The organism is Paenibacillus sp. sgz302164 (genome assembly GCF_056120505.1).
In genome coordinates, this window is record NZ_JBVYOL010000001.1 from 519,318 (window position 1) to 536,389 (window position 17,072).

Genomic DNA, 17,072 nt, shown 5'->3' on the forward strand with positions numbered 1-17,072 from the left:
TCTTTGTACTTCTGTTATAATAGAAGAAGAGTATTCTTCAGAAAGGCTGATCCTTTTGGAATTCAAGCGGCTGTCGCTATCCGAATCGCTGTCCATCCGCCAACTGATTTCCTTTCACTATTTTGAATATGCGAAAGGGTATTCGTTTGCAGGCGAACAGCATGATTTTTGGGAGTTTCTCTATGTGGACAAAGGCGAAGTAGAGGTACGCGCCGACGAGCGCACGCTCGAATTGAAGCAGGGCATGATCATTTTCCATAAGCCGGGAGAGTTTCACACCGTACGAGTCGGCCAGCAGCATAAGCCGCCGAATCTCATCGTCATTTCGTTCGAATGCTCATCCCCTCATATGGCTTGCTTGGAGAACAAGGTGATGACGCTCGGCAACGAGGAGCGCGACCTGCTTTCGTTGATTTTGCAAAAAGGGTTTCTGGCATTTCATCCGCCATTCGACGACCCGGCCGTTCACCTTCTCTCGCGAAATTCCGATGCGCCGTTCGCCAGCGAACAGGAGATGAAATCGTATTTGGAGATTCTTATGATCCGTCTGATCCGTCATCAGATGAATACCGCCCTGAGCAAGGAACCTCCGAGACTTTCTTCGATGCAGCAGGAAAAGACCGAACAGCGTATCGTTCGGCAAATCATCGCTTATATGAAAAACCGCCTTTCAGCCGCATTGTCGCTGGAAGACCTTGGAAAGGAAGTGCATCTCGGCAAAAGTCGTCTGAAGGAAATTTTTCAGGCCCATACCGGCACAGGAGCACTCGAATATTTTAAGCAGCTCAAAATCGAGGAAGCCAAGACGCTCATTCGGGAAGAACAGTTCAACTTTACCGAAATCGCTGCCATGCTCGGCTACGCCAGCATCCATTATTTTTCCAGGGATTTTAAGAAATCGACAGGGATGTCTCCTTCCGAATATGCCCGCTCGGCTAAAGCGCGAACGAACAGAACTCAATCCCCGCTCTCGTGAACGTTGAAGCCGGAATCGCGAGCTTCTCATTCCCGAACGACAAATAAGCTTAATCCGTGCCCCGCGCTTGGAACACGAAATAAGCTTATCTTCGATAAAAATCGATCCGAACTTCTTTAGGTGCCCGGCACAAATCCGAGCTTCCGGGAAGCGGCTGCAGTCGCTTCCCGCAAATGCGCGGCGATATCCGGCACCTTGTCCGCTCCGAAGCGATGCATGGCGCCGGAAAGGCTGATCGCCCCGAGCGGCCTGCCATGCAGATCGAACACAGGAGCCGCTAGACATCTGGCGCCCTCGACGATTTCCTGATCGTCAAGCGCATAGCCCTGCTTGCGGATTTGTTCCAGCTCCGCGGACAGCCGATCCTCCGATACGATCGTATTCGGCGTGATGGCAGGCAGCCCGTAGCGGACCGCAAGTTCGTGAACGGCGTCCTGCGGCAAATGCGCCGCAATCGCCTTCCCGATCGCAGTAGCGTGAAACGGCGACCGGGATCCGATGGAATCCGTCATGCGCAGCGCATGCGTGCTTTCGATAATTTCCACATAAAGAACGCTGCCTTCCACTAAAACCCCCAAATTGACCGTATCTCCGTACCGTTCGGACAACCGCTTCATTTCCTGCAAAGCCGCCGAGCGGAGCGTATTCCGCTCCAGCAGGTTGCGCGTCAGCATCAACTGCTTATACCCGAGGCAATACTTGCCGTCCTCGTCGCTGCGGCTGATGAATCCCCGGTTTTCAAGCGTAAGCACAATCCGGTATGTCGACGATTTCGGCTGATCCAGCAGTTCGGTCAATTCGATCAGGCTGAGCGATCCGCGATCGGCCAGCAGCTCGATCAGATCCAACGCTTTGTCGATCGATTGGATCGTATAGCGTCCCTGTTTCTCTTCCTCTTCCTTGTTCATTGCTCGTTCCTCCGTTTGCCGCTTAAGTCAGACCGTTCATTATTAAGATAGCTTAATGTATTGCCCTCCATCAACTACCAGGCAATGGCCGGTCATATAGCGCGAATCGCCGGAGGCGAGGAACAGCGCCGCATCCGCGATCTCATCCGGCTGGCCGACGCGCCCCATCGGGATGGAGCGCAGGTACGGTCCGATCGCGGCCGGGTTATCGATCAGCGGTTTGGTCAGCCGCGTCTCGATCAATCCCGGGCACAGGGCATTGACGCGTATTCCGAGCGGCGCCAGCTCCAGCGCCATCGACATGGTGAGCATGTTGATGCCGCCCTTGGTCGCGTTGTAGTGCGCCTGATCCGCTTCCGCCGCAAGACCGTTCACGCTCGACATGTTGATAATCGAGCCGCCGCCAGCGCGCTTCGCCATCTCCCGTGCGACCGCCTGACCGACGAGAAACGTGCCTTTCAAATTGATCGCAATGTGCCGGTCCCAATCCTCTTCGCTGATTTCCAGGAAAGGGGATGTGCTGCAAATTCCCGCATTATTGACCAGCACGTCAATCGTCCCCCACTCGTCCAAAACCGTCCGGACCATGGCAGCCACATCGGCCGCCTTTTGCACGTCGCCGCAAACCGCGATCGCGTCCCCGCCTTGTTCCTTGATTTCGGCAACCGCCAGCTCCAACGTCTCCTTGTCCCGTCCCGTTATGGCGATGCGGGCTCCCTCCGCTCCGAACCGGACGGCGACCGCTTTGCCGATTCCCGCGGAGCCTCCCGTTATCAAAGCGATTTTACCGCTTAGTCTCATCTCGTTAACCCTCTCTTCAATTGCTGGAATGACGCCTAAAATCCGACCTGCCGGACACCAGGCGATTACAATCCTGCCAACGCCCGATCGACCGACTCCAGCGTAGACGCGACTTCCGGTTCGCCATGCGCCGCCGAAACATACCACAATCCGCTTGACCGGACGAGCACGCCTTCCTCAAGCAGCCGCTCGGCGAACCTGCCGTATCGGGCCGCATCCCGCTTGTTGAACGAGGCGAAATCCTCCACCTCGGTTTCATCCGTGAACATCAGGTGGAACACAGGGCCCGCCTGGTTGATCAACCCGGGAATGCCTCGCCGGGCCAGCCGCGACCGGATGCCCTGCACCAGCTTGTCGGCCGTTTGCTCCATGTGCCGGTACACCGCTCCGCCGTTTTTGCCCAGTTCCCCAATCGTTGCCAAGGCGGCCGCCGTCGCCGCGCAGTTGCCGTTCAGCGTGCCCAGATGGCTGACGGCTCCGTTTTCGATCAGCGCCATGATGTCCGCCTTTCCGGCAACGCCGCTGATCGCGATGCCCCCGCCCATCGCTTTGCCGATCGTGACCAGATCCGGCATCAGCCCGAACTTGCCGTGCGCCCCTCCTAGACCGAGCCTGAAACCGGTTATCACCTCATCCATAATCATGACGATGCCGAGCTCGTCGGTCAAATCGCGCATCCTCTGCATATAGCCGGGCTTCGGATGAATGCATCCGGAGTTGCACATGACGGGCTCGGTGATGACGGCGGCGATATCGTCTTTGTCCCGACGCAGCACCGCTTCCAGCGTCTCCGCATCGTTCCAGGGCAGCAGGATGATGTCCTGCAGACTGAGCCCGCTTTGCCCGCCGGTTCCGGGAGCCGCGTAGCTGTCCGCTGCGCCTGCTGCCGCCGATTGCCGCATATCGGAGCTTGGAAACGAGGTGAAAATCGCATCCGACCAGCCGTGGTAATGGCCGTGAAACCGGATGACTTTCCGTTTGCCCGTGTAGGCCCGCGCAAGACGGAGCGCCAGCATGACGGCCTCCGTTCCGGAGCCGCTGAGCGCGACCCGGTCGGCGCAGGGAAGCAGCTCCGTCAACAGCTTCGCGAGCTCGATCTCGCCTTTATGCTGCAAGCCATACGTGACACCGCTGCGCAGCGCTTCGCCCACGCCCTCCGTCAAAGACGGATGGGCATGACCGAGAATGAGCGGACCATAGGCGAGCAGGTAATCGATATATTCATTGCCGTCCGCATCCCGGACGCGCGGTCCGCTGCCGGACTCCGCAAACAGCGGCGTCGGCTTCATCGCGCTGCGCAGCGAGGATGCCACTCCTCCGGCCAAATAACGTTGCGATTCGGCCAACAGCCGTTTGGACGTCTCATATTGTTTGGACATCTGTTGTCCCTCCTTTAATCAGCCGAACGTAGGGTTCGGCTCTGTATCGAGCGGATAAGCCGGTCTCCGTACCCGGCGATACTCAAAATGCCGCAAATTCGCGCTGCAGCATCCGGGCGAATCGACGTGAATGACGCATTTGGCGAACGGTCCGAACGCGGCTTGCCAGGCAATGGCCGATTTGACGACAATGATGTGGAAGTCATCCGGCCATAAGCCGACGCTCCGGACATGGCCCAAATCCCAGGGCGCCGCCCGCTTCTCCGTCAGCACCAGCGTCAAATGTCCGCACTCGACGACTGCCGTATTCCCCATGTCCGCCCTCTGACCGGTCATATACGATCCGACATGCCGGTATTTCCCGTCGAACAAGAGCCGCACCTTGCCTTTCACCATGACCGGCTCGCCATGCAGCCGATCGCTCTTGCCTCCGACCGGGCCTTCGAAGACGGCGCCGACGCCGATCTCGAACGCCTGGCGCACTGCCGCCTCGTCCCTGAGGACGACTAGCGCCTTCTGCGGGACGTTCGTCAAGCAAGACAGCACATGCGTCGCATCGGCAGGCGCACCGCCGCCGACATTATCGGAGCCCTCGGCGAGAATGACGGGGCCCGACGGCTCGGCCAGCGCCGCGGAAACCGCGACGGCGGGCGGCAATTGATCGATCGCGAACCGGTCTTTCATGTCGATCGCCATTTGCGCGAGCTCGGCGGCGTACCGGCCGGCGAGCGCCTGATCGCCGTTCGTCGTGACGACGAACGACATTCCCGCATCCGGCACATCGCAATAAGGGAATCCGCCGGCAACCGTCACGTTCAGTACCAGGGGATCGGTTTCCATGTCAAACGCCCGGTCCATGAGCATTTGCATGCTCCCCTCATCGGTCATCATCGCCTGAGGAACTACCAGCATGCCCGTATGCGAATAAGCACGCACAGGCGAAATCTCCCTGCGAATGATGCGCATCAGAAGATCGAACGCTTCTTCCGCCCGCTCGTGCATATCGACGTGCGGATACGTATCGTAGCCGACGATCGCATCCGCAAGACGCACCATCGCCGGACTGACATTGCCGTGCAGGTCGATCGTCATGGCGATCGGAAATTCGGCGCCGCGCTTTTGGCGGATTCTCCGGAGACATTCTCCTTCAAGATCGTCATACTGCTCGGACGCCATCGCACCGTGCATGATGAGCACGAGGCCGGAAGCTTCCGGATCGATCGATGCGGCAACAGCCTCTATCAGTTCATCCGCCGCTGCGCCGCTCACCATCCCGCTGGGCGTAGCCGCCGCATACAAACCCGGCTTCAGCTCGGCTCCATGCCTGAGAGCCGCGTCGATGACGCCGCCCATGGAAGTACGGGTACCCTTATAACGATCGTAAAATGCATCGCGCCCTGCGACCCATTCTCCCTTGAATTGCGTAAGTTCCGTCCGCCCGGGCGCAAACGTATTCGTTTCATGCAAAATGCCCGCGACGGCGATCCGAACCGGCTCCTGTTTTCCCATTACCGAACCCCTCCTTCATCCGTTGAGCACACGCCGCACCAATCCGCCGTCAGCTCCGCATACCACCATATGAGGCTCAGGTAGCTGTCAATTTCCAAATACTCGTCGGGCGCATGCGCATTGCCGCCTGCCGGACCAAGGACGAGGGCGGGCGTGCTGCTGTGCAAATTGAACATGAAGGCGTCGCAGGTAAAAGGCGCTCCCATGAGTTCGCCGCAAGCTTTTCCGTGCGACCGTTCCCCCGCGGATGCGGCGATTTCAAGAAAAGTCCGGCAGCGCTCGTCATCCGGCATAGCGCTCGCCTCGAGATAACGGATCATCGGCGAAATGACGGGCCGGCACGAGCGAAGAATCGGAAAAGCGTCCAGCCGGGATTCGTAATACGCCCAAAGCTCCCCGATGATCCCGCTTCCGGTCATCCCCGGATATCCTTCGATCCAGAACCGCACCTCTCCGGTGTCGGACATTTCCGGCACTTCGCGATTCGGATCCCCGGTCGCGATCTGAAACGCGACGACCTCCGCCTCCTTGCTGCGGCGCCATAAATCGGGCACAGGGTACCGGTTTCGCAGATAATCCCCGAACTCCCGCAATAACCGGACAAAGTCGACCGCGGCATCCAATGCGTTTACAAGCTGTTCGCCGTTGAAGACGATGCCGTTCTTGCCCGTGAACGTTGCTTTCCAAGCACCGCCTCCCAGGTGCGCAGGGTACAGCTTCAAATTGCTCGGTTCCGGGATTACAGCCATGTCCGCATCCGGTCCGCGCAAACGGGCAGCCAGCGCACCGTTGGAGCCGCCGTACTCTTCATCAACGACGCTTTCGGCGATGACGTCGCCCTTCAGCTTTACACCCAAATCGCGCAAGCAGCGAATCGCCATCAGCGACGCAGCCAAGCCTCCTTTCATGTCGTATGCGCCGCGTCCATACAGCTTGCCGTCCTCGATCACGCCGCCAAACGGAGGGAAACGCCATGGTCGTCTTCCTTCACTAACTGTATCCGCATGGCTCGAAAACAACAGCGACCTTCCCCCGCCTTCCCCCCGGAATCGTCCGACGACGTTAGGCCTGTCGGCGTAATCCCTTCCCGGCATATAGGCGGGATGCGCTTCGAGCCCCGGCACCGAGCGGATGTCGTACACATCCGCTTCCGCGCCTTCCGTGCGCAGCCAATCGGCCACAGCCTGCTGAAAGGCCTGTTCGTTTCCGCCGGGCGGATGATTCACGCTTTCGATGCGGATCAACCGGCTCGCCAGCTCGACCGCTTCTTCGCGATGCGTTTGAACCCACCGGCCGATACGGCGGGATAACGTTTCAGGCTCCACGCGTTTCACCCTTTCGTTTGCGTTCCACCGCGCACGGCATGAACGTACGCGACGGCGTCGATTTCCACCAAATAGTCGCCGATGCCGCATTGCACCGAGGTGCGCGCCGGAAACGGGCGCTTCATCACGCTTTCATACGCCCGGTTGTAGCCGGGGAAGTCCTCCAGCCGTGAAAGATACGCGTTCACTTTCACAACATGGTCGAGGGTCAAGCCCGCCGCAGCCAGGATCGCCCCGATATTGCGCAGGCACTGCTCGGTCTGCGCTTCGATCGAAGTGCCGACCAATTGGCGTGTTTCCGGGTCGACGCCTACCTGGCCGGAGACATAGACGAAATCTCCGGCCCGCAGCGCTTGCGAGAATGGGAGCGGGAAATCAGGGGCTTGATCGGAATGAATCCATTGAGACATAGACGTTTACTCCTTCGCTTATTTGATTTTGCCGCGCGCATCAACGGATATCGAGCGTTCGAAGTTCCCGTTCCGCACACCCAGCAATTGATCGTGCAAATTGGTGACCGTACAGCAATGATTCGGGATGATCGAGACGACATCGCCGATCCGAAGCGGGCAATCGGCCGATGTGCGGACGATGCCGTGTTCCTCGCTGAGCCGTTCGATGACGGCGGACGGATGCTCCGGGATGTAGCCATACCCGGGACGATGCAGGCTGATATCCGTCGTCAGCGTCTTGGAGCCTGCGTCGATGATGACCGTTCCGGGACGCGGCATGCTGACGACGGTGGCATAGATGCGCATCGCGCATTCCGCTTCCGTAATCGTGCCGGGATACAGCTGCGACCCGTCGCCGAACACATAAGCGCCCGGACGAATTTCCGTTATGCCTTGAAGCTCCGCGGCAAACTTGCTGGTCGGAGTAGAGCCGACGCTGATCTCCTTCACTTCCACCCCTTGGAGCCGAAGCTGCTCCTGCGTCATACGCAGCGCCTGCGCTTCCGCATGCGCGATCTCCCGGCAGTCTTCCGCCGTCGGTTTGCCGTAAACGTGTCCTGCATGCGTCATCAGCCCGATAAGGTCGATGCCGGGCAGTTCCCCGATGCGCAGCGCAAGCTCTGCCGACTCGGCGCCGGGCTCCCGTCCGCAGCGGTTCAGACCGGAGTTGACATCGAGATACAGCGGAATCCGCACGCCCATCGATTGCCCGAGCCCGGACAATCCGGCGGCCACCTCAGTACTGTCCGCACTGACGATCACCTTCGCCTTCTCCATAAGCGTTGCCAGCCTCGCGAGCTTGCTCCTGCCGATAATCGGATACGCGACCAAAATATCGTGAATGCCGGCGTCCGCCATCACTTCCGCCTCGCCAAGCTTGGCGACGGTAATGCCGCATGCGCCAAGCTCCAACTGCCGTTTGGCAATCCAGACGCTTTTATGGGTCTTGATATGGGGTCTCAGCTTCACGCCGGCTTTCGCCGCAATTTCGGCCGTCCGGCGAAGGTTATGCTCCAGCCGGTTCAAATCGATCACGATGGCCGGGGTCTCGAGATCCTGTAGAAACAATGACAATGTAATCCCCCTCTCGCAGCGGAATGTCCTGCATGTCCTCTTGCTTATGTGATTACCCTCCGAAACGGTTGGCCGGCAATCCTTTTACATGTGTCCTAAGCCTGAACAATCCTCCGGCAAGCGGTTGCCCGCGCAAGGTCTGATCATCCAGCCCTTCTGTTGCCGTCGTGATAAACAATTCATCCAGCTTCTCGCCGCCGAACGCGCATGATGTGACGAGCGATGCCGGTACAGGGACAGTTTCCAGAAGCTCGCCGTTGTAAGGATTCCATCGGGAAACTTTGCCCCCTCCCCAATGCGCGATCCATATCATTCCGTCCGCATCGACGGTCATGCCGTCCGGCAGTCCGTCGCCCTCCGGAATCGTCACAACCGTCCGCCGGTTGCTTACCGTTCCTGCAGGCAAATCAAAATCAAATGCCGAAACCAGCTTCGTCCCCGAATCGATAAAATACATGATTGTGTTGTCCGGGCTCCAGCCGATCCCGTTGGAAATGCCGACTTGGCCGACGACCGCTCTAACGCTCAAATCTGTCTCCAGACAATATAAAGTTCCGGACTCCTTCTCGCCCTTCATACTCATCGTTCCAGCCCAAAACCGTCCGAGGGCATCGCATTTCCCGTCATTGAAGCGATTGTCCGGCAAGTGGGCTTCGGGATCGCACAGCTTTGTCAGGACACCGCTTTTCGGATCGAACGCATGAAATCCATCTTGCATAGCCAAAATCAGCCCGCCGCTAGTCCTCGGAACGACCGCCCCGATAAAGCGGTTAAATTCGGTTTCATGACGGATACCGGTAAGCGGATCATAGGTAAAAAGCTTTTTGCCCGTAATATCGACCCAATACAGAATCCGGTTTTCGGCATCCCAACAAGGCCCTTCCCCGAGCATCGCTCTGCCGGCTGCAACCAGTTCCAGACAAGTATCCAAAATCCTTCTCCTCCCTGTTCTTCATCAAGCTTCCGCAACCATCCTGTTCGTCAGCGAGCCCAGCTTCTCGATTTCGACGGTCACCGTATCCCCGTCTTTCAGCCACACCTGCTTCTCTTCCGGATAACCGAGAACGACGCCTTCCGGCGTTCCGGTGAGGATAATATCGCCAGGTAGAAGCGTCATGTGCTGCGAGATGTAACTGACGATCTCGTCACAATAGAAGATCATATCGGAGGTGTTGGAGCTTTGCCGCAGTTCACCGTTGACGATGCTCCGGATCGCCAGGTCGTTCGGATTGCCGACTTCATCGGCAGTAACGAGATACGGCCCGAGCGGGCTGAATCCGTCGCACGACTTCCCGAGGAGCCACTGGTTTGTGCGCATTTGCAGATCGCGTGCGGACAAATCGTTGACGCAGCAGTAACCGAAAACGTGATCGAGCGCGGATTCCTTCGGCACGTATTTCGCTGTTTTGCCGATGACGATCGCGAGCTCCGCTTCGTAATCCACTTTGGCAGACACTTTGGGCAGCGCGACATCAGCCCCGTGACCGGTAAGCGAATTGTTGAACTTGTTGAACAGGATCGGGTACTGAGGGATCGCCATTTTCGATTCTTCCGCATGCTTCCGGTAATTGAGACCTACGCAGATGATTTTGCCCGGATGCGTCACACAAGGTCCCATCGTTAAATCGGCTTCGTCAAGCAGCAGCGAGGATCGCTCCTCATCAATGAGAATCCGCTCGACGAACTGCCGGAGATTGTCCAGCGTTTCCGCCCCGCCCTCGATCGCCTCCATGATCGTCCGAGGGACGAGGTTATCCCGGGAAGCCATCTCGATCGCTCCCGAAACATCGAGCACGCCTTTTCCGGTATGAACACCAAAATGCTGTTCCCGGTCCTTAAAAAAAGTCAGTAACTTCATAACGGCCCCCATCATGTTTTATTGAATAAAACCAATGTTTCATTTCAAACATAACATACAGGAAATATCTTGTAAATCACTTTTCGATAATCGTCTGACCAATCATCCCCTCTACGACCAAACCCTTTCGATTTATTCCAAAATCAAATAATAGATATACCATATTTGCATTTTACCTAGTAGTATGAGACCGTTTACAATAATCTTCAAGAATCATGACTGCTTACAATTGTGTTTTACATCCATATTAACGAAAAAGAAGGGAAAGCGATGAAAAAACGTTGGCAAATTACCGTTCTTGGCGCGGGAACAATGGGATGCGGCATTGCACAGGTATTCGGAGACTGCGGGCATCGGATTGTCCTGCATGACCCTTACCCCTCTGCCCTTCTGGCCGCCCAAGAGAAAATTCGGCTTGCATCGGAAGAGCACGATATCCAATTTAACTCCAACCTGAATGAAGCGGTTCGCGGGGCGGATCTCATCGTGGAATGCATCCCGGAGCATTTTGAGCTCAAAATCGCAATGTATCAACAGATTGCTTCCGTCATCAACCCGGACGCGATCGTCGCCTCCAATACATCGTCCTTCAGTTTGGAAAGTTTGGCGGGCAAGGTGCCTTTCGCCGATCGCCTGGTGATCATGCATTTCTTCAATCCCGCTGCCGTCATCCCGTTGGTGGAATTGGTTGGACTTCCCCAAACCCGCAAAAGTCTCCTGAGCGAATTGTATGACCTTCTAAGAGACTGCAATAAAGTTCCGATAATCCTGAAATCGGATATTCCCGGATTTATTGCCAACAGGCTGCAAGCCGCACTTCTCCGGGAAGCGCTTCACCTGCTGCAGACAGGTGCTGCAACCGTCGATCAAATCGATACCGCTGTGAAAGAGGGGATTGGACTTCGCTGGGCAATAAACGGTCCCTTCGAGATCACGGATTACGGCGGACTCGATGTTTGGCTGAAAGTAACGGAGCAGTTATTCCCCGTGCTGTCTCAAGCATCGGAGCCGCCTGCTCTCTTGCAATCTCTCGTTCAAGCCGGAAATCTGGGGGCCAAGAGCGGCCGAGGGTTTTACGAACACCACGATAGCGCGACAGTTTCCCCCTCCAGGGAGCAATTGCTCGGCAAGATCCTCGAGGTACGCAAGCCATAAAAAAACATGAGGGCCGGAGCTTCAATCAAAACCGATAGTGATCGCGCTTCGTTTGACAGTGGCTGAAGCCGGTTTATAATTAGACATAAAACGCCATTCATCACAAATGGCGCCGGATTCGATGGAGGCTGCACATGCGCAAAATCGTATTTTTTTTGGGCCCTGCCGGAGCGGGGAAAACGACGCTCGCCAAAGCGCTTGCGGCCAAGCGCCGCGCGGCTTTTTTCGATATGGACACCTTGCTCAGACCTGCCGCGGAAACGGTCATGACCTTGTCGGGGCAGGACCCGAACGACCGGGATTCGCCCGTCTACAAAACCTACTGCCGCGATTTGGGCTACCGCATCACGATGGACGCCGCACTGGAAAATGTGCAGCTCGGCGTGGACGCTTTCGTCGTCGGGCCCTTCACCAAGGAAACGGAAGATCCCTTGTGGCTGGCGAACGAACTCGCCCAAGCGGGAATGTCGCCTGACGATACGGACGCTAAAGCGGTATTCGTCTTTCTCCCCGAAGAAGAGTCGTACCGCAGGCGCATTCAGGAAAGAGGGCTTGTCATCGACGTGTGGAAGCTGGACAACTGGAGCGATTTCAGCCGCTCTCTCGTCCGCCGGGATATCCGGTGGAAGCTGCCGGCCTCTTCCATTCTTTATTTCGATAATTCGGGACCGCTGTCCCCGGACAAGCTTTCGGCAGTCGAACGGTTTGTTTACGGCGCTGAAGACGGGACAAATTGATAACCGGCGATCCGGTCTTTATAATGAAAGAGAGTGCAGGTCTTGACGTTCACGAATCTTTCAAATTAAGCCGGAGGTGTTGAGGTTGTCGGGAAATACGGGAATTAAAGCGGTAAAATTGGAGATGGACGCCGGCGGGAATCCGTTTGTCGTGCATGCGGCTTTGCTGTGGGACGAGAACGAAACGATCCTCGTGGACACGGGCATTCCCGGTCAACTGGACCTTATTCGCCGTACGTTGGCGCAGGAATCCGCCCCTTTCGAAAAACTGACGAAAATCATCATCACCCACCACGATTTGGACCATATCGGCAGCTTGCCCGATTTGATCGCGGCTGCGGAAGGACGGGTGGAAGTGCTTGCGCACGAGCTGGCGAAGCCTTACTTGTCGGGGGAAAAGCCTTTGATCAAGAGAGGAATCATCGTGCCGCCTTCAACAGTTGATGTCGCTTTACAGGACGGCGACGTGCTCCCTTATTGCGGCGGCATTCAAGTCATTTTCACACCGGGCCATACGCCGGATCATATCTCTTTGTACCATATACCCAGCAAAACGCTTATTACCGGGGATGCGCTGACATCGCTTGACGGTGTGCTCATGCCGCCCAACCAGGCCTTTACGCCGGACATGGAGACCGCGCTGCAATCCGTAGCGAAACTGCTCGATTTCGACATCGAAACCACGATCTCCTACCACGGCGGCGTATGCACGGAGCGGATCAAGGAACGCCTCGCCGAAATTGCAAGCGGAGCAGCCGGCCAATAATCCCGGCCGACAAAAGACGCCTTCAGTACCACTGCGCAAGCGGGACTGCGGCGTCTTTTTTTGCGGGAGCGTCCGTGGTGCGCCCGAGCTTGCGCTGCGGGCCGCAGGGGTCGCGCGGCCTCTTGCTCGAACGTCTCGACCCGCGGGGGCAGGCGGCCTCTTGCTCGACCGGCTCGGCCCATGGGGGCCGGCGGCCTCTTGCCCGACCGGCTCGGCCCGCGGGGGCCGGCGGCCTCTTGCCCGACCGGCTCGGCCCGCGGGGGCCGGCGGCCTCTTGCCCGACCGGCTCGGCCCGCGGGGGTCGGCGGCCTCTTGCCCGACCGGCTCGGCCCGCGGGGGTCGGCGGCCTCTTGCCCGACCGGCTCGGCCCGCGGGGGCCGGCGGCCTCTTGCCCGACCGGCTCGGCCCGCGGGGGCCGGCGGCCTCTTGCCCGACCGGCTCGGCCCGCGGGGGCCGGCGGCCTCTTGCCCGACCGGCTCGGCCCGCGGGGGTCGGCGGCCTCTTGCCCGACCGGCTCGGCCCGCGGGGGTCGGCGGCCTCTTGCCCGACCGGCTCGGCCCGCGGGGGCCGGCGGCCTCTTGCCCGACCGGCTCGGCCCGCGGGGGCCGGCGGCCTCTTGCCCGACCGGCTCGGCCCGCGGGGGCCGGCGGCCTCTTGCCCGACCGGCTCGGCCCGCGGGGGTCGGCGGCCTCTTGCCCGACCGGCTCGGCCCGCGGGGGTCGGCGGCCTCTTGCCCGACCGGCTCGGCCCGCGGGGGCCGGCGGCCTCTTGCCCGACCGGCTCGGCCCGCGGGGGCCGGCGGCCTCTTGCCCGACCGGCTCGGCCCGCGGGGGTCGGCGGCCTCTTGCCCGACCGGCTCGGCCCGCGGGGGTCGGCGGCCTCTTACTCGACCGGCTCTGCACGTGGGGGTCGGCGGCCTCTTACTCGACCGGCTCATCCCGCAGGGGTCGCGCGGCCTCTTGCCCGACCGGCTCGACCCGTGAGGGCCATCGGCCTCTTACTCGACCGGCTCGGCCCCTCGCTCAACCAACACGGACCATGGCGACCCTCCACTCTCCCTCTCGCTAAAAATCACCGGCTACGCACAGAAAGCCTGCAAAAGTGCAGGTTTTTGCGCTTGAAAGGCCCTGCTTCGAACAATTCCTGCAAATGTGCAGGTTTTTTCGCCAAATTTCTGCCTAAACCCCCTTGTGCTCGGAAATTCCTGCACTTTCGCAGGCTTTTCCTCCAAAAGTGCCGCCACCTTAGAAAATTCCTGCACTTTTGCAGGTTTTGTGGGCGCCAAGCCGCTCCACAAACGGCCGCACCGTCTATGCGCGGCAAAAATAATCATCCCGCGGGTGTTCCGTAGGGATGATAGGTGCTTTAGCTCGGCACTCGATACCCCTTGCTCACCCTACTCGCCCCCCCACACGACGCTCTTTGCCTGTTACCTCCTACTCGATGCTCTACCTACACGCCCCCCTGATCGACACTCCCTGCATGTCACCCACTACTCGATGCTACCTATGCGATACTCCACGCACGAAGCTTCTGCATGACACTCCCTGAACGCCCCTACATGTCGCCCTACAAATCACCCCCTACTCGATGCTTCCTGTATGACACTCCCCAGCCCACCTGCTCGACGCTCATTACACCCCCTGCATGTCCCCACCACTCATGCCACCTACACGACACTCCACGCTCGACGCTTCCTACATGACACTCACTAGCACGCCCCCCTTACATGATTACGCAGCCGGACGCTGAGTGCTTTTCCCCCGCCCCAATGCTCGCTCTACTTTGCCTTCCACCGCTTTTTTTGCAATAAAGCCGGCTTGTCTGGCGTCAGGGGCTGCTGGTGGGACAGCCCTATTAAATTTTTCGCAAGATTTGCGGAGGGAAGTAGTCTCATAGAACTAATTTTCTGTTAATATAGTATTGATCTTGGATTTGCAACGTGAAGGGAGCCCCTTATGAGGTTTTTAATAAGCAAAAATCAGTGGATTCGATACGCGCTGTCCGGGATGATTTCGCTATGCATTTTCATCGGGGTGTATCAATTGATTACAGCCGAGGGAGCGGAATATAACCCGCGTTTTGTTTTAATGCGGCTGGAAGATATCGGTCCAGGGGGCTACTACGCAACGCCGGACGGTTTGGGCAAGCTGAGGACTGTTTTGGAGTTTTTGCAGCAGCAGCACGTTCATTACAGCTTGGCGGTTATCCCCAGGTGGCTTAATTTTTCGCAGGACGGCTCACGTTATGACCGATCTTTGGATCAGATGGATCTGCCATATATACAATCCTTCAACAAGCTCCTGTCACAAGCGGTTCGAAACGGCGCAGCCCTGGGCATGCACGGATATACGCATCAGGCGGGCGAAACGCGCCGGGACGACGGTCAGCACGCTTCGGGGCTCGGCAACGAGTTCAACGTAACCGGGCTGCCGGAAACGGCGACAACGGCATTCGCCGAAGAGCGCGTGAACGAAGGTCTCCGCATTTTTCAGCGTGCCGGCTTTGCTCCCGAATTTTGGGAGGCTCCCCATTATCATACGGTTCCGGAGCAGGACCGGGTTTTCCGGGCTTATTTCGGCCTGCTTTATCAGCCGGACATGAAGCTCAACCCCGACCCTCCTGCCGCCCAATACGAAAACGATGCCAACACAGGATACGGCGCTCCATCCCTGGGGTCTGTCCACGTCCCGACACCGATGACCTATATTGCCGACAATAAAAACGAGAATGTCATTTTAAAGCAATTAGGTAAAACGAACCGGATCAATTCATTTTTTTATCATCCCTTTCTTGAATTCAAATATTTGGTTCCGGTTGTCGACGGCAAAGGATCGCCCGTTATCCGGGACGGCTTGCCCGAGTACAAATACCCGGCGGAAAATAAAAGCACGCTCCAAAAGCTGCTCGTCCGACTATCGTCCTTAAATTATCAATTTTATTCCATTCACGATTATGTTCCCTTCACTCCGGCACAGCGCGTCGAGGTCGGGCACGACCAACCGGCGAATTTGCAAATTGGAGATGTCGCCGGAAGGGGCCAGGCGGATATCGTTGCATGGAATCGGCAATCAGGCCAAGTTATGGTGACGAGCGGTCAGTTTAATACAGCGCGGAACGCAGTCCAACCTGCGCCGCAAGCATGGGCGACGATCGCTTACGCGAACGGCGCCGCATTGACGCTTAACGGCACGAACGGCGTCAGGAAAAAAGGGCTGTGGGTCGTTCATCCGAACGGCAAGCTGGAAAGCTATGCTTCGGACGGGGGGAAATTCGTTCTCAACCGCACATGGACGATTCCGGCCGAACGCTGGACGGCTTTGAACGAGCTGCGGATGCCGGGCGGCGACTGCGTGCTGGCCGGACTGTCTCAGGATCAAAAACGGCTGTTGGGGGTTTACGTGCACAACGGAACGGTGAAACCGATCAAACCGTACCTGTTCAAATCCGATTCAACCAAGGAATTATTGGTCAGAAACGGGAACAAGACAGGAGGGCAGTCCATTTTTATAGGGAAAAAAGATTCGTCACAAGGATTACAGATCGATTTTGACCCGGCGGCCATGGAGTGGAAAACGAAAAAAACGCAATTGAATATCCCGACCGATTACGGTCAATTGCGATTCGGCGATTTCAACGGGGACGGCAAAGAGGATATTTTGCGGTGGGACCCGGCTCACCTCAAAACGGCCGTGTACCTCCAGACGGACGATAATGAGTATAAGTTTTTATCCTCGTTCGGGCCTTGGGGAAAGGCGGACGGGCGCATGGTTGTTGCCGATTTTGATGAAAACGGGAAAACCGATGTGGCGATCATCGGAAATAAAGACGGCTTCATGGACGTAGCCTTGTCCTTTCAAAGCAAAGACCAATGACGGCCCGGCCCGCATGTGGTCGACCGCCGTCATGCGACGCCGCACCATGTGCCGGGAGCTGCGCCTGGGAGTTGCGTGCTCCCTCCCTCTTGCGACGCCGCTCCGCGCGCCGGGAGCTGCACGGCTCCCTTCCTCTTGCGACGCACCGCTCCGCGCGCCGGGAGCTGCACGGCTCCCTCCCTCTTACGACGCCGCACTACGAGCCGGGAGCTGCACGGCTCCCTCCCTCTTACGACGCCGCAATACGCGCCGGGAGC

14 protein-coding genes are annotated in these 17,072 nt (G+C 58.0%); 5 read left to right on the forward strand and 9 right to left on the reverse strand.

Annotation, left to right across the window (positions count from 1 at the left end; genetic code table 11):
* The first annotated feature begins 55 nt into the window (after positions 1 to 55).
* Complete coding sequence (locus AC0LWT_RS02300) at positions 56 to 976, forward strand: AraC family transcriptional regulator (protein WP_474679583.1); 921 nt, start codon at positions 56 to 58, stop codon at positions 974 to 976.
* A 116-nt stretch (positions 977 to 1,092) separates the two neighbouring features.
* Here the strand turns inward: AC0LWT_RS02300 and AC0LWT_RS02305 are convergent, their stop codons facing one another.
* The 9 genes from AC0LWT_RS02305 to AC0LWT_RS02345 form a co-directional block, all read right to left on the reverse strand.
* Complete coding sequence (locus tag AC0LWT_RS02305; protein ID WP_474679584.1) at positions 1,093 to 1,884, reverse strand: IclR family transcriptional regulator; 792 nt, start codon at positions 1,882 to 1,884, stop codon at positions 1,093 to 1,095.
* Between the two features lie 42 nt (positions 1,885 to 1,926).
* Complete coding sequence (locus AC0LWT_RS02310) at positions 1,927 to 2,685, reverse strand: SDR family NAD(P)-dependent oxidoreductase (protein ID WP_474679585.1); 759 nt, start codon at positions 2,683 to 2,685, stop codon at positions 1,927 to 1,929.
* Positions 2,686 to 2,750: 65 nt separating this feature from the next.
* Positions 2,751 to 4,064, reverse strand: coding sequence for an aspartate aminotransferase family protein (locus AC0LWT_RS02315; protein ID WP_474679586.1), 1,314 nt, complete (start codon positions 4,062 to 4,064; stop codon positions 2,751 to 2,753).
* A gap of 18 nt (positions 4,065 to 4,082) precedes the next feature.
* Positions 4,083 to 5,573, reverse strand: coding sequence for a M81 family metallopeptidase (locus AC0LWT_RS02320; protein ID WP_474679587.1), 1,491 nt, complete (start codon positions 5,571 to 5,573; stop codon positions 4,083 to 4,085).
* Positions 5,573 to 6,898: a M20 family metallopeptidase gene (locus tag AC0LWT_RS02325; RefSeq protein WP_474679588.1), complete on the reverse strand. Its 1,326-nt coding sequence runs from the start codon at positions 6,896 to 6,898 to the stop codon at positions 5,573 to 5,575. Before AC0LWT_RS02325 ends, AC0LWT_RS02320 begins: the two co-directional genes overlap by 1 nt.
* Positions 6,899 to 6,903: 5 nt before the next feature.
* Positions 6,904 to 7,308: a RidA family protein gene (locus tag AC0LWT_RS02330; protein WP_474679589.1), complete on the reverse strand. Its 405-nt coding sequence runs from the start codon at positions 7,306 to 7,308 to the stop codon at positions 6,904 to 6,906.
* An 18-nt stretch (positions 7,309 to 7,326) separates the two neighbouring features.
* Entirely contained in the window at positions 7,327 to 8,424 is a 1,098-nt protein-coding gene (locus AC0LWT_RS02335; protein ID WP_474679590.1) for an alanine racemase, read from the reverse strand.
* 52 nt (positions 8,425 to 8,476) lie between these two features.
* Positions 8,477 to 9,355, reverse strand: a complete 879-nt coding sequence (locus tag AC0LWT_RS02340; protein WP_474679591.1) for an SMP-30/gluconolactonase/LRE family protein — start codon at positions 9,353 to 9,355, stop codon at positions 8,477 to 8,479.
* A gap of 24 nt (positions 9,356 to 9,379) precedes the next feature.
* On the reverse strand, positions 9,380 to 10,282 hold the full coding sequence (locus AC0LWT_RS02345; protein WP_474679592.1) for a fumarylacetoacetate hydrolase family protein: 903 nt from the start codon (positions 10,280 to 10,282) through the stop codon (positions 9,380 to 9,382).
* Between the two features lie 270 nt (positions 10,283 to 10,552).
* Here AC0LWT_RS02345 and AC0LWT_RS02350 point away from each other — a divergent pair, with 270 nt between their 5' ends.
* From AC0LWT_RS02350 to AC0LWT_RS02365, 4 genes are all read left to right on the forward strand, one after another.
* Positions 10,553 to 11,437 carry a 3-hydroxyacyl-CoA dehydrogenase family protein gene (locus AC0LWT_RS02350; RefSeq protein ID WP_474679593.1) on the forward strand — a complete coding sequence of 295 codons (885 nt, stop codon included), beginning with the start codon at positions 10,553 to 10,555 and terminating at the stop codon, positions 11,435 to 11,437.
* A gap of 134 nt (positions 11,438 to 11,571) precedes the next feature.
* On the forward strand, positions 11,572 to 12,174 hold the full coding sequence (locus tag AC0LWT_RS02355; RefSeq protein WP_474679594.1) for a shikimate kinase: 603 nt from the start codon (positions 11,572 to 11,574) through the stop codon (positions 12,172 to 12,174).
* Between the two features lie 85 nt (positions 12,175 to 12,259).
* Positions 12,260 to 12,940 (forward strand): MBL fold metallo-hydrolase, encoded by a 681-nt coding sequence (locus AC0LWT_RS02360; RefSeq protein WP_474679595.1) that lies wholly within the window; start codon positions 12,260 to 12,262, stop codon positions 12,938 to 12,940.
* 1,958 nt (positions 12,941 to 14,898) lie between these two features.
* Complete coding sequence (locus tag AC0LWT_RS02365) at positions 14,899 to 16,815, forward strand: DUF2334 domain-containing protein (RefSeq protein ID WP_474679596.1); 1,917 nt, start codon at positions 14,899 to 14,901, stop codon at positions 16,813 to 16,815.
* The last annotated feature ends 257 nt before the right edge of the window (positions 16,816 to 17,072 follow it).